The organism is Streptomyces sp. NPDC026417 (assembly GCF_055567695.1).
On the sequence record NZ_JBVHPY010000008.1, the window covers coordinates 281,372 to 302,017 of the forward strand.

The following is a 20,646-nucleotide window of genomic DNA, read 5'->3' on the forward strand; positions in this document are numbered from 1 at the left end:
GAAATCCGGTGGCACAGAAGGTTCAGGTCCTTCTTGTCGACGACCTCGACGGTGGCGAGGCGGACGAGACCGTGACGTTCGCGCTGGACGGCAAGACGTACGAGATCGACCTCACGACCGCCAATGCCGACAAGCTTCGCGGTCTTCTCGACCCTTACGTGAAGGGTGGTCGTCGCACCGGAGGCCGCTCGTCGGGTGGACGTGGAAAGGCGCGCGCCGCTTCCGGTGGCAGCCAGGACACCGCGCAGATCCGCGCGTGGGCGAAGGAGAACGGCTACGAGGTCAACGACCGTGGCCGCGTTCCCGCGTCCATTCGCGAGGCCTACGAGAAGGCCAACGGCTGAGCGCACGCGCGCCGCAGCCGGACACGGTGGCAGTGGGTTGCCATCGTGTCCACGACTCGTACGAGATCGGGGGCGCCCCCACCGCCCCCCACGGCCGACAGCGTCGGCAGTGAGGGTTCGACCTCGCACCCCGGCTCGGGGGGCCGCAGCCAGACGGCGGCCCCCTGCGGACCGCCTCCGGCGGCCGGCGGACGGCCGCCGGCCCCTCCCGGCGGCACCGGCGCCTCGATGCGCCCGCCCGCGCCGATCGCGGTGAGATCCAGCGCCAGAGTGCCCCACTCCAGCCAGTCCAGCAGCCCGGGCAGCTCCTCCGCGCCGCCCTCGGCGACCAGTAGCCGCATCCGGTCCCCCTGGAGGGCGACCGGGGACGTCGGGCCCAGATGCCGCAGCGCCGCCATTCCGGCCTCGGCGGGCACCTCCAGGACGTCGAAGCGCAGCCCCGTGAGGATTCCCGTGGGCGGCCCGGGCACGGTGGCCCAGCCCAGTTCGTTCTCGTACCAGCGCCGCACCGGGTCTTCGGTGCCGTCGGCGCAGCCGGAACCGAGCGGGCGACGAGGAGGGGGAACGGTGGGAACCATGCCAGAGCAACCGTTCGGAGGGCCCCCAAGTTACGCTGGGTGTTTCGTCGAACGCGAAGCGTGCGGCGAAAGGGGGCGTGCAGGAGCGCTTGGCGGCGCGAGGGTGTTCGCCCATAGCGGAGGGGAGGGGTGCGCGCGGCATGGAGTGTCCGTGCGTACGGGTAAGACATCCCTAGTGGGAGGGGGCGACACGCAAGGAAAGGCGGTCTCACGTTCGCCATCGGCGTACTGATGGTGGGGGTAACTGCCTGGCCTGCGGGAACATCGTCTCGCACCATCGGGTTGGAGCATATGTCGGCGTTCGGGGTCAGGAGGCCAAGGACGGTGTCGGCAGTTGGAATGAGCGGTCCCCGCTTGCGGGACTAAGCTGCGGAAGGACAGGGAGGGGAGCGTCCCCTTACTGCCTGACCGCTCTGAGGAGCGATTAACGATGTTCGAGAGGTTCACCGACCGCGCGCGGCGGGTTGTCGTCCTGGCTCAGGAAGAAGCCCGGATGCTCAACCACAACTACATCGGCACCGAGCACATCCTCCTGGGCCTGATCCACGAGGGTGAGGGTGTCGCCGCTAAGGCCCTGGAGAGCCTCGGGATTTCGCTCGAGGCGGTCCGCCAGCAGGTGGAGGAGATCATCGGGCAGGGGCAGCAGGCCCCGTCCGGGCACATCCCCTTCACTCCCCGTGCCAAGAAGGTCCTGGAGCTGTCGCTCCGCGAGGCCCTTCAGCTGGGCCACAACTACATCGGCACGGAGCACATCCTGCTCGGCCTGATCCGTGAGGGCGAGGGCGTCGCCGCCCAGGTCCTGGTCAAGCTGGGCGCAGACCTCAACCGCGTGCGGCAGCAGGTGATCCAGCTGCTCTCCGGTTACCAGGGCAAGGAGACCGCCACCGCCGGCGGGCCTGCCGAGGGCACCCCCTCGACGTCCCTGGTCCTCGACCAGTTCGGCCGGAACCTCACCCAGGCCGCTCGTGAGTCCAAGCTCGACCCGGTCATCGGGCGCGAGAAGGAGATCGAGCGGGTCATGCAGGTGCTGTCCCGCCGCACGAAGAACAACCCGGTCCTCATCGGCGAGCCCGGCGTCGGCAAGACCGCCGTCGTCGAAGGCCTCGCGCAGGCCATCGTCAAGGGCGAGGTGCCCGAGACCCTCAAGGACAAGCACCTCTACACCCTCGACCTGGGCGCGCTGGTCGCCGGCTCCCGCTACCGCGGTGACTTCGAGGAGCGCCTGAAGAAGGTGCTCAAGGAGATCCGCACCCGCGGCGACATCATCCTGTTCATCGACGAGCTGCACACGCTGGTCGGTGCGGGTGCCGCCGAGGGCGCCATCGACGCCGCTTCGATCCTGAAGCCGATGCTGGCCCGCGGTGAGCTCCAGACCATCGGTGCCACGACCCTGGACGAGTACCGCAAGCACCTCGAGAAGGACGCGGCCCTGGAGCGCCGCTTCCAGCCGATCCAGGTGGCGGAGCCTTCCCTCCCGCACACCATCGAGATCCTCAAGGGCCTGCGCGACCGCTACGAGGCGCACCACCGCGTCTCGATCACGGACGAGGCTCTGGTCCAGGCCGCGACGCTCGCGGACCGCTACATCTCCGACCGGTTCCTCCCCGACAAGGCGATCGACCTGATCGACGAGGCGGGCTCCCGGATGCGCATCCGTCGGATGACGGCGCCGCCGGACCTGCGCGAGTTCGACGAGAAGATCGCGGGCGTGCGCCGCGACAAGGAGTCCGCGATCGACTCGCAGGACTTCGAGAAGGCCGCCTCCCTGCGTGACAAGGAGAAGCAGCTCCTCGCCGCGAAGGCCAAGCGCGAGAAGGAGTGGAAGGCCGGCGACATGGACGTCGTCGCCGAGGTCGACGGCGAGCTGATCGCCGAGGTCCTCGCGACCGCCACCGGCATCCCGGTCTTCAAGCTGACCGAGGAGGAGTCCTCGCGTCTGCTGCGCATGGAGGACGAGCTCCACAAGCGGGTCATCGGCCAGAAGGACGCCGTCAAGGCGCTCTCCAAGGCGATCCGCCGTACGCGCGCCGGTCTGAAGGACCCGAAGCGTCCGGGTGGCTCGTTCATCTTCGCCGGCCCGTCCGGTGTCGGTAAGACCGAGCTGTCCAAGGCGCTCGCCGAGTTCCTCTTCGGTGACGAGGACGCGCTGATCTCCCTCGACATGTCGGAGTTCAGCGAGAAGCACACGGTCTCGCGTCTCTTCGGTTCGCCCCCCGGTTACGTGGGCTACGAGGAGGGCGGTCAGCTGACCGAGAAGGTGCGCCGCAAGCCGTTCTCCGTCGTCCTGTTCGACGAGGTGGAGAAGGCTCACCCGGACATCTTCAACTCGCTGCTGCAGATCCTGGAGGACGGTCGCCTGACCGACTCCCAGGGCCGCGTCGTGGACTTCAAGAACACGGTCATCATCATGACGACCAACCTCGGCACGCGGGACATCTCGAAGGGCTTCAACCTGGGCTTTGCGGCCTCGGGTGACACGAAGACCAACTACGAGCGCATGAAGAACAAGGTGTCGGACGAGCTCAAGCAGCACTTCCGTCCCGAGTTCCTCAACCGTGTCGACGACGTCGTGGTCTTCCCGCAGCTCACGCAGGAGGACATCCTCAAGATCGTCGACCTGATGGTCGGCAAGGTGGACGAGCGCCTCAAGGACCGGGACATGGGCATCGAGCTCTCCCAGTCCGCGAAGGAGCTCCTCGCCAAGAAGGGCTACGACCCCGTGCTCGGCGCGCGTCCGCTGCGTCGCACGATCCAGCGCGAGGTCGAGGACACCCTGTCCGAGAAGATCCTCTTCGGTGAGCTGCGTCCGGGCCACATCGTGGTCGTGGACACGGAGGGCGAGGGCGACGCCAAGACCTTCACCTTCCGGGGTGAGGAGAAGTCGGCGCTCCCCGACGTCCCGCCGATCGAGCAGGCGGCCGGCGGCGCCGGTCCCAACCTGAGCAAGGACGCGTAACCTCCGGGTTCGCTTCACAAGGGGCTGCCCCGGGACTTCGGTCCCGGGGCAGCCCCTTTGGCGTGCTCGTACGCCGGACCGGGGCCGCCCGAGAGCCACCGTGAGCGGGGTCGGCAGGCCCTTCGGGAGGGGGGCGATCGCGTAGCCCGCGTCACATTTCCAGCCGCCTGGATCTCGGCCCCCGGTGACATGACGCACAGGCGATTTGTCCGTTACTAGGTGGAATAGTGGACGGACGCGAAGGGACAAAAAGGACCTTTGGCCCACAGGGGTGAGGGCCGCTCGAACCATGGGGGTGTACGTGCGGCCTGGGTGCCACATCCCAGGGCATCGTGGCCTTCAGGTGGGGCTAAACCTCCCCGTGTGGCCGAAATGGGCGAGATTCTTAGGCCATCGAATGATCTGTCAAGAAGTCGAAAGTTTTGAGGCGAACTACGGCCTTGGTTCGTAGATAGGCGGTTTGGGGCTTCCTGGGGAGCCGGGTTACCAAGGGATGGTCCACCCGGCAGATGCCTGTGTGCCGGGTGTTCTTTGTGCCCCGTCCCCGTCTCGAAGAGGTTTACATGTCGAAGCGCGTCTCGCCCCGTCACTCCCGTGCGTCCCAGCTCCGTATGCGGGCGGCCGTCCTGACCGTCGGGCTCGGTGCCTCGGTCGCTCTGGGCGCCGGGGTCGCGGCCGCCGCCGACACCACGCTGGCCACCGCCGCCTCCGGCACCACGGCCAGCGCGGTGCAGACCCAGGCCGCGGCGCAGGCCAAGGCCGCCGCCGACACCGCGGCGAAGACCAAGAAGGCCGCCGACACGGCGAAGGCCGCCGCCGCCAAGAAGGCCGCTGCCAAGAAGGCCGCCGCCAAGAAGGCTGCTGCCAAGAAGGCCCCCTCCTGGGTCGACCCGGTGAAGCAGTACAAGCTGTCCGCCAGCTTCAACCAGGCCGGCGGCATGTGGTCGCACAAGCACTCCGGCCAGGACTACGCCGTGCCGCAGGGCACCCAGGTCGTCGCCGCCCACGGCGGCACGGTCGTGAAGACCGGCGGCAACGGCGCCGGTGACGGTCCCGCGTACGGCAACGCCGTCGTCATCAAGCACGGCAACGGCACCTACTCGCAGTACGCGCACCTGTCCCGCGTGGACGTGAAGGTCGGCCAGGTCGTCTCCACCGGTCAGCACATAGCGCTCTCCGGCAACACCGGTAACTCCAGCGGACCTCACCTGCACTTCGAGATCCGTACGACCGCGAACTACGGGTCCGCCGTCGACCCGGTCAGCTTCCTGCGCGGCAAGGGCGTCACCGTCTGACGGAAGCCGCGCCGGGCCTGCCCGGCAGGCCCAGGGGCACACAGGCACCACGCGTGCCGAGAGGCCCGTGGCTTACGACGTGGCGGCGCCGTGCGCCCGCGTCACCAGATCGATCGCGACCTCGAGGACAGCCTTGCGCTTCTCCTCGGGGTCGCCTTCGACGTCCTTGAGGACGAACATCCCGGCGTGCATCGTGAAGAGCGCGCTGATGCAGCGGACCTGGTCCGGCAGCGCCGCCTCCGGCTCCTTGATGATGTCCAGCATGGAGAGCATGCGGTCCTTGAAGGTCTCGCCGATGCTCAGCTCGCGCACCGTCGCCTGGTTCTCCTGCATGAAGCGGAAGAGCGGGGCCGCGCCGGTCAGGGCCTCGCTGTAGCGGCGCAGCACCTCCTGCTTGGTGTCCAGGGAGTGCGGCTGCTGCCTGCCCCACTCGATCAGCTCGTCCAAGGGCCTCGTCAGATCCTCGAAGAGGCTGATGAGGATCTCTTCCTTGGTCTTGAAGTGGTAGTAGAGCGCTGCCTTCGTGACGTCGAGGTGCTCGGCGATCTCGCGCAGAGACGTCTTCTCGTAGCCCTGCTCGGAGAAGAGTTCGAGGGCCACGTCCTGGATGCGCTGGCGGGTGTCGCCGCGGCGCTGTCGCTTGGTGCCGTCCATGGTGCCGCCCATCCTCGTACTCCTTGCGCTCCCTGAAAACTTACTTGACGACCGGCTGGTAAAGCCACCACAAACTTACTTGACGCCCGGCTAGTTGGCGGTCTACGTTCCTGAGTGTAGTGAACTTGCCGGGCGGCAAGTAAGTAGACGAGTGGGATCGGCCGAAACCGTGGGGCCGGCCGGTCCAGGGGAGTGGGAGTCATGGCGGACAACACCGAAGCGGTCGTACGGACCGGCAAACCACCGGAGGACGCGGCAGCAGCCGGGCCGCAGCCCCGCAGCGTGCGGGTCGTCCTCGGCGCCCTGCTGATCGCGATGATGCTCGCGATGCTCGACAACATGATCGTGGGCACGGCGATGCCGACGATCGTGGGCGAGCTGGGCGGCCTGGAGCACCTGTCGTGGGTCGTCACCGGATACACCCTCGCCACCGCCGCCTCCACCCCGATCTGGGGAAAGCTCGGCGACATGTACGGGCGCAAGGGCGTCTTCATGACCTCGATCGTGGTCTTCCTGATCGGGTCGGCGCTCAGCGGTATGGCCCAGGACATGGGACAGCTGATCGGCTTCCGGGCGATCCAGGGCCTCGGCGCCGGTGGCCTGATGGTCGGCGTCATGGCGATCATCGGTGACCTGATCCCGCCGCGGGAGCGCGGCAAGTACCAGGGCATGATCGCCGGTGTCATGGCGCTCGCCATGATCGCCGGTCCGCTCGTCGGCGGCACCATCACCGACCACTGGGGGTGGCGCTGGTCCTTCTACATCAACCTGCCCCTCGGCATCGTCGCGCTGATCGCCGTCAGCGCCGTGCTGCACCTGCCGAAGAAGCGGGTCGACAGCCGGATCGACTACCTGGGCGCCGGGCTGCTGGCGCTGGGCATCACGGCCATCGTGCTCGTCACCACCTGGGGCGGCACCGAGTACTCCTGGGGCTCGGCCCGGATCATGGAGCTCATCGGCATCGGCGTCGCCGCGCTCGTCGGCTTCGTCTTCGTGCAGACCAGGGCCGCCGCGCCGATCGTCCCGCTGCACATCTTCCGCAGCCGCAACTTCACGCTGATGTCGGTCATCGGCTTCATCACCGGCTTCGTGATGTTCGGCGCCGTGCTCTTCCTGCCGCTGTACCAGCAGTCGGTGCAGGGCGCGTCCGCCACCAACTCCGGTCTGCTGCTCCTGCCGATGCTCGGCGCGATGCTCGTCGTGTCGATGGTCGCCGGGCGGGTCACCACCAACAGCGGCAAGTACAAGGTATTCCCCGTCGTCGGCAGCGTGCTGATGGTGGCGGGCCTCTTCCTGCTCGCGCAGATGGACACCGACACGACCCGGCTGACGTCGGGGCTGTACATGGCGGTCCTCGGCGCCGGCATGGGCTGCCTGATGCAGATCACCATGCTCGTCGCGCAGAACAGCGTCGAGATGAAGGACATGGGCGTCGCGTCCTCGTCGACCACCCTGTTCCGTACGCTCGGCTCGTCGTTCGGTGTGGCGATCATGGGCGCGCTGTTCAACCACCGGGTGCAGGACGTGATGGCGGAGCGTGCCGGTGCGATCGGGTCCAAGGTCACCGAGCAGACCGCGCAGCTGGACGCGGCCAGCATGGCCCGGCTGCCCGCCGCGGCTCAGGAGGCCTACAAGCACGCGGTCAGCTCCGGTACGCACTCGGCGTTCCTGCTCGGGTCCGTCGTGGCCGTGGTGGCGCTGATCGCCGCGATCTTCGTGAAGGAGGTCCCGCTGAAGGGAGCGGGAGCGCCCAAGTCCGCCGTGGACGCGGACGGGGATGCCGCGGGCGCGACTCCGACGGTTGCAGAGGCCGTCTGAGCAGACCGACGCCCACCTCGGTGGGAAAGGCCCCCGGCGTTGTCCGCCCCGGGGGCCTTTCCCGTCCCGCGCGGCGGAGCGGCGACACCCGCACCCCCGGGACCGAGGAGCGTGCCCGCAGCGCGGGACCGGGGAGCCCGTCCGCCGTCCCGCTGCTGCTCAGGAGTGTCCGGCCTGGCCGGGGACCTGCAGCGGCAGCATCGGATAGCTGCCCGTGTTCGTCGGGGCGTGCTCCGGGAGCCAGAGGACCGCCACCGCACCCTCGGCGGGCACCTCGGGCGGGGCCCCCGCGGGGCGCACGTTGCGGAAGGTGAGCCGGGCGCCGAGCACCCGGGCCTGGCCGGTGGCGATGGTCAGACCGAGGCCGTGCCCCCGGCCCGCGCGGTCGCTGCTGCCGGTGCGGAAGCGGCTGGGGCCTTCGTGGAGCAGCTTCTCGGGGAAGCCGGGACCGTGGTCGCGGACCCGGATGACGCGGCCCTCGACCGACACCTCGATCGGCGGCCTGCCGTGCCGCGCCGCGTTCGCCAGGAGGTTGAACAGCACGCGTTCCAGCCGGCGCGGATCCGTGGTGACCTCCGACTCGTGCACCACGAGCACGTCGATGTCCGGGTCCTTCGCGGCCACCCGCCGGGACACGAACTCGCCGAGCATGATGTCCTGCAGCTCGGCCCGCTCGGACGCCCCGTCGAGACGCGCGACCTCCAGGACGTCCTCGACCAGGGTGCGCATGGCCTGCGCCCGGTCCCGTACGAGCTCCGTCGGCCGACCCGGAGGCAGCAGTTCGGCGGCCGTCAGCAGCCCGGTCACCGGTGTGCGCAGCTCGTGCGCGATGTCCGCCGTGACCCGGCGCTCGGCCTCGATGCGCTGCTGGAGCGCGTCCGCCATCGCGTCCACCGCCCGCGCCAGATCGTCGGTCTCGTCCCGGACGACACCGCCGATGGCATCCCGCACCCGTACGTCCGTGTCCCCCTTGGCGACCTGGTTCGCGGCCGCCGCCGCCTTGCGCAGCCGGCGCGAGAGCTGGCCGCCGATGAGCACGCCGAGCGCGCAGCCGCCGAAGACGACCGCGATGGAGCCGATGAGGAGCGCCTGGTCGAGGTCCTTCATCACGGTCGCGCTGCGGTCGGTGAACCGCGTGTGCAGGGACAGCACCCGGCCGTCCTTGAGGGGGACGGCGGCCCAGATGTCCGGCACCCCGTTGGGCCCCTCGGCCACGTAGGTGGCGCGGCGGCCCTGCGCGACCTTCAGCAGCAGGTCCCGCGGGATGGTCGGATCGTCGACCTCCACCCCGAAGGACCGGGTGCGGCCGGACTCGTACATGCGCTGCGCGACCTGGATGCGTTCGTCCGCCAGATCGCGCGAGTTGTCGAGCATCGAGACGCGGGCCGCGTTGTGCACGACCAGGCTGAGCGCGATCGCCACCAGTGCGCCGACCAGTGCGATGGCCGCGCTGAGCTTCCACCGGATGCCGGTGCGGATGACCCTGCCCCCGTCGGCTCCCGTGCCGTCCCGGACCAGGCGTCGCAACATCCCCCGCATATCCCCGCTCAGGCCTTCAACTTGTAGCCGAAGCCGCGGACCGTCTCGATCCGGTCCTGGCCGATCTTCGTGCGGAGCCGCTGCACATGGACGTCGACGACCCGTGTGTCGCCGCCCCATCCGTAGTCCCACACGCGTTCCAGCAGCTTGTCCCGGGACAGGACCGTGCCGGGGGCGGAGGAGAACTCCAGGAGCAGGCGCATCTCGGTGGGGGTGAGCGACACCGGACGCCCGTCCCGCCGCACCTCCATGCCCTCGGTGTCGATCTCCAGATCCCCGAAGGACAGGACGCCGCCGTCGAGCCGCTCCGGCTCCGCCGGGGACGGGCCCGCGGGACCGCTCGCGTGCCCGAAACGCCGCAGCACGGCGCGGATCCGGGCGACCAGCACCGCGCCGTCGAAGGGCTTGGTGACGTAGTCGTCGGCGCCCGCCTCCAGTCCCAGGACCACGTCGATGGAGTCGGCGCGCGCCGACAGCATGATCACGGGGACGGCGGACTCGTCGCGGATACGGCGGCACAGGCTGACCCCGTCGAGGCCGGGCACCATGACGTCCAGCAGCGCGATGTCGGGACGGTTCGCGCGGAACGCCTCCAGGCCGGAGAGCCCGTCGGGCATGGCGGTGACCGCGAAGCCGTCGCGCTCCAGGGCGAGCTGCGTGGCCTCGCGGATGACGTCGTCGTCCTCGACGAACAGGACGTGGGTCTGCTCTGCCATCCCTCTGCTCTCAGTTCGCGTCCGGGGCGGGCGATGCACTGCCGCCCACCGCGTTGCTGTAGTCGTTGTGGATCTGGCCCTCCACGCCGAACCGGCCCGCGGACCAGCCGTAGGTGGTCACTTCCTCGCTGGACGGATACGACACCGGGTCGCCCTTCTTGTACAGCTGCCGGGTGACCACCAGGTCGCCCCGGTCGATCTCCGCGTAGACCGGCGGCTCCTCGGCCTTGAAGACGTTCTCGTAGCCGCCGTCCTGCGCGCGGTACACGTACGCGCCGATGCCGACGGCGTCGCCGCAGGTCATCACGTTCACCACGATGTCGTCCGCGGCCCCTCCGGTCAGGTTCCCGTACGACACGTCGACCGGGTACTCGTCCGCGACGCAGGGCTTCAGATCACGCTTGACCGCCGCGCTGACCTTCGGGTCGTTCTTGACGAGTTTGACCGCGTTCACGCGGCCGGGGCGCCTGGTCGGTGTCGAGACCGGTGTCGTGGTGCCGGCGACCGAGTCGGCGCCGGCCGGTCCCTCGTCCCGGGCTCCGGTGCCGCCGGTGGCGCACGCGGAGACGAAAAGGGCGAGGGCGGCGAACACGGCCGCCGCCGTGATCACCGCCTTGAGGGCCCCACCGGGCCCGATGGACCCTGAACCTAGGCCGCGCAACGCTCCCGCTCCTCACGTCCGAGCGCGCGGGCGCCGCGCTCCTCGCGGTCCCGGCTCTCCAGCTCCTCACGGAGCCGGGCCAGCGCCCGGTGCAGCGTGCTCTTGACCGTACCGGCCGACATGCCGAGCGCGGCGGCCGTCTCCTCCGTGGACATCTGCTCCCAGTGTCGCAGCACCACGACACTGCGCTGCTTGGGAGCCAGCACCTTCATGATGTCCATCAGCAGCGCGCGGTCCGCGTGCTGCTCGGTGGAGTCGTCGACGCTCGCGTCCGGAAGCTGCTCGGTGGGCACCTCTTCGAGCTTGCGCGCCCGCCACCACTCGGTACGCGTGTTGATCATGACGCGGCGCAGATAGGCGTCCGCCAGCCGCTTGTCGGCGATGCCGTCCCAGCGGCCGTACGTCCTGACGAGCGCGGTCTGCAGCAGGTCCTGGGCGTCGACCGGGTCGGGGACCAGGCGGCGGGCACTGCGCAGCAGCGCGTCCTGCCGGGTGCGCACGTACTCCTCGAACTCGAGCACCTCTCCCTGCGCCATGCTGACCGCCTCCATCCCCGTTGCCGACCCGAGCGCTGCCGGTTGTCCGTTGCCTGCGTGCCGCTGTCCCCGCGGTACGGGAATGAAGCTACGGAGGCGTTGTCACGGGGTTGTCCGAGGCAGCCTGCGGCCAGCGCTCGGCTGTCCGTCGGTTGTGTAACGGAAGTAAAAGAGGGGTAAGGGGAGATGCCGAGTTGTCGGAGTTGAGGGCGATTTCGGCGGCCGGCCCCGCTCGGAGGGGTTGTCCCGGCCGCTGTCGCTCAGCCCAGGGGCAGCCGGTAGAGCCCGCCCGGCATGGGTTCGACCAGACCGTCGGAGACGAGACCGTCCAGGGCGCGGGCGCGCTGCACCGGCTCGTCCCACACGCGGTCGAGCGCCGCCTGCGGGACGGGCGTGACGGCCTCCCGCAGCACGGCGAGCAGCCGCCCGCGGACCTGGCGGTCGGTTCCCGCGTACGTCTGGCCGCGCCGGGGCGGCCCCTGGTACTCCGGCTTCCCGGCGAGCCGCCAGGCGCACAGGGCGGCGATCGGGCACCGGTGGCACGACTCGTTCTTCGCCGTGCACACCAGCGCGCCGAGTTCCATGGAGGCGGCGGCCCAGCGCGAGGCCGTGTGCTCGTCCTCGGGCAGGAGGGCCCGGGCGAGTTTGCGTTCGGCGGCGGTCGTGGCGTTCGGCGGGTACTGCGTGCCGGTGACCGCGCGCGCGAAGACGCGCCGGACGTTCGTGTCCAGGACGGCGTGCCGCTGCCCGTAGGCGAACGACGCCACGGCCGCCGCCGTGTACTCGCCGATACCGGGCAGCGCCAGCAGCTGGGCGTGCTCGGCCGGCACGTCGCCGCCGTGCCGCTCCGTTATGGCGACCGCTGCGCCGTGCAGCCGCAGCGCGCGCCGCGGGTAGCCGAGCCGGCCCCAGGCGCGGACGGCCTCGCCCGGCGCCTCCTTGGCCAGATCGGCGGGGCGCGGCCAGCGGGCCAGCCACTGCTCGTAGACGGGCAGCACCCGGTTCACCGGTGTCTGCTGCAACATGAACTCACTGACCATCACGCCCCAGGGGCCGGCGTCGGGACGCCGCCACGGCAGATCGCGGGCGTGCTCGTCGAACCAGTCGATGACCGGCTCGTGCAGGGAGCCACCGGGGGCGCCGGGCGCCGCGGTGGACGGAGTGCTGGGCGTGGGCAAAGTGGGTGCAGTCATGACGGAACCGATCCTGCCACGGAGGAGCGTCCGCTCGCGGCCAGCCACGGGGGCGGGTCGGAAGACCTGACGATCGGCAGAGGCGGGACCGGCCGCCGCGCGGCGGCCGCAGTCGGCGACACCCCCCGTGAAGGGCTGACGAGGGGTCCATGTTCGAGATCACGGAGGGTGTCCAAAAGCCCGCCTTCGTCACACCCTGCGACCGCCGGACCCCCGGCCCGGTGAAAGTCGGGGCGGAGAGCGCCCGACCGGGATGATGATCCGGAAAAGTTGCGGCTCAGGGCGGCGGGTGGCGCCAGGGAAGGGGACGATCTCTCGTACAGTTTGCGCCGTGGGATCTCTGCGCAATCCGGTCGGGCCGCTTCCCTCCTCCATCTACTGGCGACGGAGGGCCGTTCTGCTGTCCGTGGTCGGCCTGTTGGCGCTGCTCGCGCTGTGGGTGATCACCTCCGGCGGCGGGGGCGGCAACGGCGACGGGGACGGCTCCAACGGCAAGAACCCGGCGCCCTCGATCACGCCGGGGCCGACCGGCTCCGGGCCCGCGATCAGTCAACACCCGGGCGGGCGCGACGAGTCGAGCGGCACGGGCGACGGGAGCGGCGGGTCGGGCTCGGGCGGCGGTGACGGTTCGGGCTCCGGGGGCGGCACGGGCTCCGCGGGATCCGCCGGGGGCTCCGACGACGGCGCCAAGGGCGGCGGCGGGTCGGGCGAGCAGCTTCCGGCCGGCTCGGGCCTCCCCAACTGCACCGCCGGATCGGTCAAGTTGACGCTGCGCAGCATCCACAACACCTACGCCCCGGGCCGGAAGCCGGTCATCGAGCTGACCGCCAAGAACACGTCGTCCACCGACTGCAAGGTCGACCTCGGCCCGAAGAACACCGTTCTGACGATCACTCAGGCGGGCAGCGACGACGCGTTCTGGTCCTCCGGGGACTGCCCCAAGGGATCCGGCAGCCTGCTCTTCCGCGTCCCCGCCGACGACCGCGTGACCCGCACCGTGACGTGGGACCGCAAGGCGAGCGCCCCCGAGTGCGCGACGCCTCCGGCGGGTTCGGCGTCCGCGGGGACCTATCTGGTCGAGGCGAAGGCGCCGGGGCTGGCGAAGGCCCAGACGTCCTTCGTGCTGGAGAAGGACTGACGCGGAGCGGACCGGGGGCGCCGGGCGCCCCCGAAGCGTACGACGGATGCCGTACGAGGGTCCGGGCCCGGCGCCTCCGCACACCGCTGGACGGACATACCGTTCGTGCCCGTGGACGTACGGCTCCGGCCGCCAGACCCACCGCCGGTGACCCGGCTCGTTCGGCTCCGGCCGCCAGACCTATCGCTCGCGCCGCCAGATGTACCGCTCGCGCCTCGGCGCGTACCGCTTCCGCCGCTAGACGTACCGCTCCAGGATCGACGACTCCGCCAGGCGGGACAGGCCCTCGCGGACGCTGCGGGCACGCGCCTCGCCCACCCCGTCGACCGTCTGCAGGTCGTCCACGCTCGCGGCGAGCAGCTTCTGCAGGCCCCCGAAGTGCTCCACGAGCCGGTCGATGATGGCGCCGGGCAGCCGGGGCACCTTCGCCAGCAGCCGGAAACCACGCGGCGAGACCGCGGAGTCGAGCGCCTCGGGAGAACCGGTGTAGCCCAACGCCCGCGCCACCGTCGGCATTTCCAGCAGCTCCGCGTGCGAGAGCGCGTCCAGCTCGAAGAGCGCCTCGTCGACCGTGCGGGACCGCTTGGCGGTCGGCTCGGGCACGTAGTCCCGCACGACGAGTTCACGCTCGGGCTCCACGCCCGCGATCAACTCGTCGAGCTGGAGCGCGAGAAGACGTCCGTCCGTGCCCAACTCGACGACGTACTCGGCGATCTCGGTGGCGATCCGGCGCACCATCTCCAGCCGCTGGGCCACCGCCGAGACGTCCCGGACGGTGACCAGGTCCTCGATCTCCAGCGCCGACAGGGTGCCCGCCACCTCGTCGAGACGGAGCTTGTAGCGCTCCAGCGTGGCAAGGGCCTGGTTGGCGCGGGACAGGATCGCCGCCGAGTCCTCCAGCACCCGCCGCTGGCCGTCCACGTACAGGGCGATCAGGCGCATGGACTGGGAGACCGAGACGATCGGGAAGCCGACCTGCTTGGAGACCCGGTCCGCGGTGCGGTGGCGGGTGCCGGTCTCCTCGGTCGGGATGGTCGGGTCGGGCACGAGCTGCACGCCGGCCCGCAGGATCTTGGTGATGTCCTTGTCGATGACGATGCCGCCGTCGAGCTTGCACAGCTCGCGCAGTCGGGTCGCGGTGAACTCGACGTCCAGGACGAAGCCGCCGGTGCACATCGACTCGACGGTCTTGTCCCAGCCGAGCACGATGAGTCCGCCGGTGTTGCCGCGGAGAATCCGCTCGAGCCCGTCGCGCAGGGCGGTGCCGGGTGCCACGGCGCTCAGTGAGGCGCGCATCAGGCCATCGGCACCGGAGCTCCCACCGGATTTTCCGGGAGCTGCTGCCCGGTCGTTGGCTGCCACTGCACTCCTCCGGTCGCAGGTTTCCGGTCGCCCTCGGTTCGTACGGACGGGCGAGACCTGGGCAAAGTCTACCGGCGCTCCTCGTCCTCCCGTGGGGCCTCTCTCCGACGGGAGCGCGGAAGGACGCGCAGGGCGTCGCCCATGTCGGCCACTTCGACCACCTTCATACCGGGTGGAATCCGGCCCGGATCGGTCGGGACGAGAGCGTGGGTGAAGCCCAAACGGTGCGCCTCGGCAAGCCGCCGCTGGACGCCCGTCACCCTTCTGACCTCGCCCGCGAGGCCCACCTCGCCGATCGCGACGAGGTTCTTGGGGAGCGGGGTGTCACTCGCCGCGGAGGCGAGCGCGAGCGCGATCGCGAGGTCCGCGGCGGGCTCGGAGAGCTTCACACCGCCGACGGTCGCGGAGTAGATGTCCCGCTTCCCGAGAGCCGTGATCCGGCCCCGCTGCTCCAGGACGGCGAGCATCATCGACACCCGGGAGGTCTCCAGGCCCGAGGTCGTGCGCCGCGGGGAGGGGATCTGCGAGTCGACGGTGAGGGCCTGCACCTCGGCGACCAGGGGGCGGCGGCCTTCCAGCGTCACCGTCAGGCAGGTGCCCGGGACCGGCTCCGCGCGGCGGGTGAGGAAGAGGCCGGAGGGGTCCGCGAGGCCCGTGATGCCCTCGTCGTGCAGCTCGAAGCAGCCGACCTCGTCGGTCGTGCCGTAGCGGTTCTTGACCCCTCGTACGAGCCGCAGGCGCGCGTGCCGGTCGCCCTCGAAGCTCAGCACGACGTCCACCAGGTGTTCGAGCAGGCGCGGGCCCGCGATCGCCCCGTCCTTGGTGACGTGGCCGACCAGCAGGGTGGACATGCCGCGGTCCTTCGAGGCGCGGATCAGGGCGCCCGCCACCTCCCGCACCTGGGCCATGCCGCCGGGGGCGCCGTCGATCTCGGGGGAGGCGACCGTCTGCACCGAGTCGAGGATCAGCAGGGACGGCTTGACGGCGTCCAAGTGGCCGAGGACGGCGGCCAGGTCGGTCTCGGCGGCGAGGTACAGGTGGTCGTCGATCGCCTTGATGCGGTCCGCGCGCATCCGGACCTGGCTGGCCGACTCCTCGCCGGTCACGTACAGCGTGCGGTGCTCGTCGCTCGCCGACTTGGCGGCCACGTCGAGCAGCAGCGTGGACTTGCCGACGCCCGGCTCGCCCGCGACGAGGACGACCGCGCCCGGGACCAGGCCGCCGCCGAGGACGCGGTCCAGCTCGGGGACGCCGGTGCTGCGCGCGGTGGCCTGGCGGCCGTCGACCTGGCCGATGGGCACCGCGGACGTGGTGACGCGGCCCGGTGTCGTCGTACGGACCGCGGGGGCGCCGTACTCCTCGACCGTGCCCCATGCCTGGCACTCGGGGCAGCGGCCGAGCCACTTGGCCGTCTGCCAGCCGCACTCGGTGCAGCGGTAGGACGGCCGGTCCTTCGCGGTTTTCGTACGGGCAGCCATGGGGGGAACCGTAACCGAGGGCACCGACAGCGCCCCGCCGGTGCCCTGCTCCGCCGTCCGGCGAGGCCGCCGGGAGGGCCGGCGGCCGCCCCCGGGCCGGCGGTCACGGAGCCGCTGCCGGGGTGCTCACGGGTGCCGTTCATCGCCGCCCGTGAGGGTGTGGGCCACGGGATGCGGGGCTGCTGTCCCCTTATGAGGGATCGTTTCACCCGTACGGATTAAATGTGCTCAAGGGGGAGGAAGGGCCCACCACTCGGCGCCTACGGTCGCACGGGTGAAGAGCAGCAGTCCGGAGACCTCCACGCACACCACCGGCGCACACCGGGCGCACCCAGACGCGCGCAAGCGGGGGGCAGCGCCCCGCGCCGCCTCGAACCGCACCCTGGTCCAGCACCCTCCCGCGCGCTACGAGCCGTACCTCGACGGACTGTTCACGTACTGCCTGTCCGTGCTCTGCGACCACGACGCGGCGACCGCGGCACTGGGCGACGTCCTGGTGCTCGCCGAGCGGCGGGGCACACGGGGCCCGGACTCCGCGGACGACCGCAGGGCCTGGCTGTACGCCCTCGCGCGCTGGGCCTGCCTGCGCAAGCTCACCGAGACCCGGCGCCTGCGGCAGGCGACCCACGCCTCCGGCCGGCGCGCCGCCCAGGAGGGCGCAGCACAGGGAGCAACCCCCGAGAAGGGCGCCCACAGGGGCGGCGCCCACCGGGGGAGCGCGCACAAGGAGGCCGCCGACCGGCGGGCGGCCGAGGCGCTGACCGCTCCCGTCTCCGAGGAGGTCCAGCAGCGGCGCCGCCGTGAACTGGCCCTGCTGGCCTGGCCGGAGGCGGCCGGCACCACCCCGGAGCAGCGGGAGGCGCTCGAACTCGCGGTACGGCATCAGCTCGCCGCCCAGGAGGTCGCCGCCGTCCTCGGCATGGAACCCGCCGCCGCGCGGGAGCTGCTCGCCACCGCCGCCTGCGAGGTGGAGCGCACCCGCGCCGCGCTCGCCGTCGTGGAGACCGGCGCCTGTCCGAGCGTCGCCCGGCTCACCGGCGACAACCGGCTCGTCCTGAGCACCACCCTGCGCCGCGAACTCGTCCGCCACGTCGACGACTGCCCGCGCTGCCGCCGCACCGCCGAGCGCGCGGTTCCCGGTGCCTGGCCCGGGACGAGCGTCACGCCCGCCGCCCTCCCGGTCCTGGAAGCCCCGCGCGCGGCCCTGCACCTCGCCATGACGCAGGCCTCGCGCGCGCGGGGCGGCGGTCCCCGCTTCGACCGGCGGGGATTCCCGATGGACCCCAAGGACCATGCCGCGCGAAGAGACCGGCTGCGCGCGCGTGCCGTCACCACCACCGTGGTCGCCACCGTCGTGGCCGCGCCCGTCCTCGCCCTCTGGGCCGCCTACCGGGGGGCTCCCCTCACCGGGGAGGGCGCGGACGGCCGCCCGGTCACCGCGAGCGAGATGCACGGGTCCGACGGTCTCGCCGGCGACGAGACCGGCTACGAGAACGCCGGGAACGCCAGCACCAGGCCGGACGGCCGCTTCTCCGGGAGGGACCGTTCCTCCGATGTCTCCGTGGAGGTCGTCAGCGCCGAGGCGGGCGGCAAGAAGGGGGCGGGCGGGCTGGAGGTGACGGCCCGGAGCACCGGCGACACGACGCTCATCACACTGAAGGCGAACGGGAGTTCACCGGTGCGCTGGTCCGCGTCCACCGGGGCCTCCTGGCTCTACCCGAGCCGGTCCTCCGGCACGCTGCGGCCGGGCGAGTCGGTGACGATCAGGGTCCACGTCGATCATCTGCGCGAGCCCGCCGGATCCTGGACCGCACGGGTGGCGATCGCACCGGCCGGAGCGGTGGTCACGATCGGCGGGTACGGCAGGACGGGCCCGGGGCCGGCGCCGAGCCACCCGTCGCCCCCGGACCCGAGCCCGCGGCCGAGCGAACCGTCGCCCTCCGACCCCGACCCGACACCTTCCGATCCGAGCCCGCGGCCGAGTGAGCCGACAGCGACCCCCAGCGACTCGACGAGCTCGGCGCCGCCGAGCGGCAGCGGCGAACCGAGCCCGTCCTCCTAGGGGCGGGACTCAGCCGACGGGGTCCGCGGGATGCGGCGCGAACAGCGGGAGCTGCGAGGCGAGCCGCTCCTCGCAGAGCTCGACCAGGCGGTCGTAGCCCGCCTTGCCCATGAGTTCGACGAGCTCGGGGCGGTACGAGACGTAGACCGGGTCGCCCGCGCCGTGCGCCGACGTCGCCGACGTGCACCACCAGTGCAGGTCGTGGCCGCCCGGACCCCAGCCGCGGCGGTCGTACTCGCCGATCGACACCTGGAGGACGCGGGTGTCGTCGGGCCGGTCGATCCACTCGTACGTCCGCCGCACGGGGAGCTGCCAGCAGACGTCCGGCTTGGTCTCCAGCGGCTCGCGGCCCTCCTTGAGCGCCAGGATGTGCAGCGAGCAGCCCATGCCGCCCTCGAAGCCGGGCCGGTTCTGGAAGATGCAGGAACCCTTGTACGGCCGGGTCTGGCGCTCGCCGTCCTCGTCCTCCGACACCCAGCCGGTCGCGGTGCCGACGTCGTGGTGCTGCCAGATGTCCGGCGTGAGCCGCGCCACGAACCCGGCCACGCGCTTCTCGTCGTCCTCGTCGGAGAAGTGGGCGCCCAGCGTGCAGCAGCCGTCGTCGGCGCGGCCCGCCTGGATGCCCTGGCAGCCGCTGCCGAAGATGCAGTTCCAGCGAGAGGTCAGCCATGTCAGGTCACAGCGGAACACCTGCTCGTCGTCGGCCGGATCCGGGAATTCCACCCAGGCACGGGCGAAGTCGAGCCCCTGTTCGTCCGCCTTCCTCGGGGACTTCTTGGGCTTGGGCGCCTTCGCCTGCGAAGGCTCCTTGGCGGATTTGTCGGGCTTCGCCTTTTTCGTCTTTGGCACCTGTCCAGGGTAAGTCGCCGGAGGCCGCTCCGGGGACTGCCACCCGTGCGGCGGGCAGTAGCGTTCCGTACATGAGACTCGGTGTCCTCGACGTGGGTTCGAACACGGTGCATCTGCTGGTGGTCGACGCCCACCCCGGCGCGCGCCCGCTGCCCGCGCACTCGCACAAGGCGGAGCTGCGGCTCGCTCAACTCCTCGACGCGGACGGTGCGATCGGCCCCGACGGCGTCGACCGGCTGATAGCCGTCGTGCAGGAGGCGATGCAGGCCGCCGAGGACAAGGGCGTCGAGGACCTGCTGCCGTTCGCGACCTCCGCGGTGCGCGAGGCGAGCAACGCGGACGACGTGCTGGCCCGCGTGCACGCGGAGACCGGTGTCGGACTCCAGGTCCTCACCGGCGCCGAGGAGGCCCGGCTGACCTTCCTCGCCGCGCGCCGCTGGTTCGGCTGGTCGGCGGGGAAGCTGCTCGTCCTGGACATCGGCGGCGGTTCCCTGGAGATCGCCTACGGGATGGACGAGGAGCCGGACGCGGCGGTGTCGCTCCCCCTGGGGGCGGGGCGGCTGACCGCGGGGTGGCTGCCGGGGGATCCGCCGGACGCGGCGGCGGTCAAGGCGCTGCGGCGGCACGTGCGGGCGCAGATAGCCCGCAGCGTCGGTGAGTTCACCCGGCTCGGCGCCCCCGACCACGTGGTCGCCACGTCCAAGACGTTCAAGCAGCTGGCCCGCCTGGCCGGTGCCGCCCGCTCCGCGGAGGGGCTCTACGTCCAGCGCGAGCTGAAGCGGGAGTCGCTGGAGGGGTGGGTGCCGAGGCTCGCCGGCATGACCGCCGACGAGCGTGCCGAGCTTCCGGGGGTGTCCGAGGGGCGGGCCGGGCAGCTGGTCGCCGGGGCGCTGGTGGCCGAGGCGGCGATGGATCTGTTCGGTCTGGAGACCGTGGAGATCTGCCCCTGGGCGCTCCGGGAGGGCGTGATCCTGCGCCACCTCGACCACATGTCTCCCGCGTAGCCCTCCGGGCGGGCGTGGCCAACGTCACCTCGGCGTGCCCCCCGGCCCACTTCCCCCTCGTACATCGGCACCCGGCGTCCCGGCCGGCGCCGGGGTGGGACGGCGAACCCGGCGCCGACGGGGTGCCGCCTGCGCCCACCCGTGCCGCCCCTTGCGGCACGCCTGCCCGCAGCCAGGGCCGACCGGGCCCCACCCCGCACCGCCTGCCCGCAGCTGGTATGTCCGCAATCGGTACGGCCCGCAGCCGCCCTCCGGCGCAAGGGGCCGTGCCGGTACATCAGATGCCCGTCGAGACGGGGTCACACCCCACCGAGGAACGCTGGTGACGGACCTCAGTGCCCGACCAGCGACGGGCGGATGTACCGGCACGGCCCCGACCCCCCCCCCCCACGGACAGCGAACCCGACAGCAAAACCGCGGGCAGAGAAACCAAGGACAGCACGCCTCCCCCGCCCCGTCCCCT

Annotated in this window: 17 protein-coding genes; 7 read left to right on the forward strand and 10 right to left on the reverse strand. The window is 71.4% G+C overall.

Going from position 1 to position 20,646, the window contains the following annotated elements:
- The first annotated feature begins 8 nt into the window (after positions 1–8).
- Positions 9–344 (forward strand): histone-like nucleoid-structuring protein Lsr2, encoded by a 336-nt coding sequence (locus ACZ4NT_RS15970; protein ID WP_121405311.1) that lies wholly within the window; start codon positions 9–11, stop codon positions 342–344.
- Here ACZ4NT_RS15970 and ACZ4NT_RS15975 read toward each other — a convergent pair.
- Positions 323–922, reverse strand: coding sequence for an SCO3374 family protein (locus ACZ4NT_RS15975; RefSeq protein WP_121405312.1), 600 nt, complete (start codon positions 920–922; stop codon positions 323–325). The genes ACZ4NT_RS15970 and ACZ4NT_RS15975 overlap by 22 nt on opposite strands.
- Positions 923–1,352: 430 nt before the next feature.
- Between ACZ4NT_RS15975 and ACZ4NT_RS15980 the strand changes: the two genes are divergently transcribed.
- On the forward strand, positions 1,353–3,878 hold the full coding sequence (locus tag ACZ4NT_RS15980) for an ATP-dependent Clp protease ATP-binding subunit (protein ID WP_121405313.1): 2,526 nt from the start codon (positions 1,353–1,355) through the stop codon (positions 3,876–3,878).
- A 563-nt stretch (positions 3,879–4,441) separates the two neighbouring features.
- Positions 4,442–5,173, forward strand: coding sequence for a M23 family metallopeptidase (locus ACZ4NT_RS15985; protein WP_467725800.1), 732 nt, complete (start codon positions 4,442–4,444; stop codon positions 5,171–5,173).
- A 72-nt stretch (positions 5,174–5,245) separates the two neighbouring features.
- Here ACZ4NT_RS15985 and ACZ4NT_RS15990 read toward each other — a convergent pair whose 3' ends face one another.
- Positions 5,246–5,839, reverse strand: coding sequence for a TetR/AcrR family transcriptional regulator (locus ACZ4NT_RS15990; protein WP_121405315.1), 594 nt, complete (start codon positions 5,837–5,839; stop codon positions 5,246–5,248).
- Between the two features lie 189 nt (positions 5,840–6,028).
- On the opposite strand from ACZ4NT_RS15990, the gene ACZ4NT_RS15995 reads away from it, so the two are divergent.
- Positions 6,029–7,645 carry an MDR family MFS transporter gene (locus ACZ4NT_RS15995; RefSeq protein WP_467725802.1) on the forward strand — a complete coding sequence of 539 codons (1,617 nt, stop codon included), beginning with the start codon at positions 6,029–6,031 and terminating at the stop codon, positions 7,643–7,645.
- A 159-nt stretch (positions 7,646–7,804) separates the two neighbouring features.
- Here the strand turns inward: ACZ4NT_RS15995 and cseC are convergent, their stop codons facing one another.
- The 5 genes from cseC to ACZ4NT_RS16020 all read right to left on the reverse strand — a co-directional run bounded on the left by cseC (position 7,805) and on the right by ACZ4NT_RS16020 (position 12,290).
- Positions 7,805–9,184: a two-component system sensor histidine kinase CseC gene (gene cseC, locus ACZ4NT_RS16000; RefSeq protein WP_467725804.1), complete on the reverse strand. Its 1,380-nt coding sequence runs from the start codon at positions 9,182–9,184 to the stop codon at positions 7,805–7,807.
- An 8-nt stretch (positions 9,185–9,192) separates the two neighbouring features.
- On the reverse strand, positions 9,193–9,900 hold the full coding sequence (gene cseB / locus ACZ4NT_RS16005; RefSeq protein WP_121405318.1) for a two-component system response regulator CseB: 708 nt from the start codon (positions 9,898–9,900) through the stop codon (positions 9,193–9,195).
- Positions 9,901–9,910: 10 nt separating this feature from the next.
- Entirely contained in the window at positions 9,911–10,561 is a 651-nt protein-coding gene (locus ACZ4NT_RS16010; RefSeq protein ID WP_467725806.1) for a hypothetical protein, read from the reverse strand.
- Positions 10,549–11,097 (reverse strand): SigE family RNA polymerase sigma factor, encoded by a 549-nt coding sequence (locus ACZ4NT_RS16015; RefSeq protein ID WP_121406365.1) that lies wholly within the window; start codon positions 11,095–11,097, stop codon positions 10,549–10,551. Before ACZ4NT_RS16015 ends, ACZ4NT_RS16010 begins: the two co-directional genes overlap by 13 nt.
- A gap of 260 nt (positions 11,098–11,357) precedes the next feature.
- Entirely contained in the window at positions 11,358–12,290 is a 933-nt protein-coding gene (locus ACZ4NT_RS16020; protein ID WP_467725809.1) for an HhH-GPD family protein, read from the reverse strand.
- Between the two features lie 331 nt (positions 12,291–12,621).
- Between ACZ4NT_RS16020 and ACZ4NT_RS16025 the strand changes: the two genes are divergently transcribed.
- Positions 12,622–13,428, forward strand: a complete 807-nt coding sequence (locus tag ACZ4NT_RS16025) for a hypothetical protein (protein ID WP_467725810.1) — start codon at positions 12,622–12,624, stop codon at positions 13,426–13,428.
- A 237-nt stretch (positions 13,429–13,665) separates the two neighbouring features.
- Here ACZ4NT_RS16025 and disA read toward each other — a convergent pair whose 3' ends face one another.
- Complete coding sequence (gene disA, locus ACZ4NT_RS16030) at positions 13,666–14,790, reverse strand: DNA integrity scanning diadenylate cyclase DisA (protein ID WP_121405322.1); 1,125 nt, start codon at positions 14,788–14,790, stop codon at positions 13,666–13,668.
- Between the two features lie 68 nt (positions 14,791–14,858).
- Positions 14,859–16,268 (reverse strand): DNA repair protein RadA, encoded by a 1,410-nt coding sequence (gene radA, locus ACZ4NT_RS16035; protein ID WP_121405323.1) that lies wholly within the window; start codon positions 16,266–16,268, stop codon positions 14,859–14,861.
- A 274-nt stretch (positions 16,269–16,542) separates the two neighbouring features.
- On the opposite strand from radA, the gene ACZ4NT_RS16040 reads away from it, so the two are divergent.
- Positions 16,543–18,330 (forward strand): BACON domain-containing protein, encoded by a 1,788-nt coding sequence (locus tag ACZ4NT_RS16040; RefSeq protein WP_467725813.1) that lies wholly within the window; start codon positions 16,543–16,545, stop codon positions 18,328–18,330.
- Between the two features lie 9 nt (positions 18,331–18,339).
- On the opposite strand, the gene ACZ4NT_RS16045 is transcribed toward ACZ4NT_RS16040, so the two are convergent.
- A complete protein-coding gene (locus ACZ4NT_RS16045) occupies positions 18,340–19,179 on the reverse strand; it encodes a DUF3109 family protein (protein ID WP_467725815.1) in 840 nt (279 codons plus the stop codon).
- Between the two features lie 71 nt (positions 19,180–19,250).
- On the opposite strand from ACZ4NT_RS16045, the gene ACZ4NT_RS16050 reads away from it, so the two are divergent.
- Positions 19,251–20,183, forward strand: a complete 933-nt coding sequence (locus tag ACZ4NT_RS16050; protein WP_121405326.1) for a Ppx/GppA phosphatase family protein — start codon at positions 19,251–19,253, stop codon at positions 20,181–20,183.
- Positions 20,184–20,646: the final 463 nt, after the last annotated feature.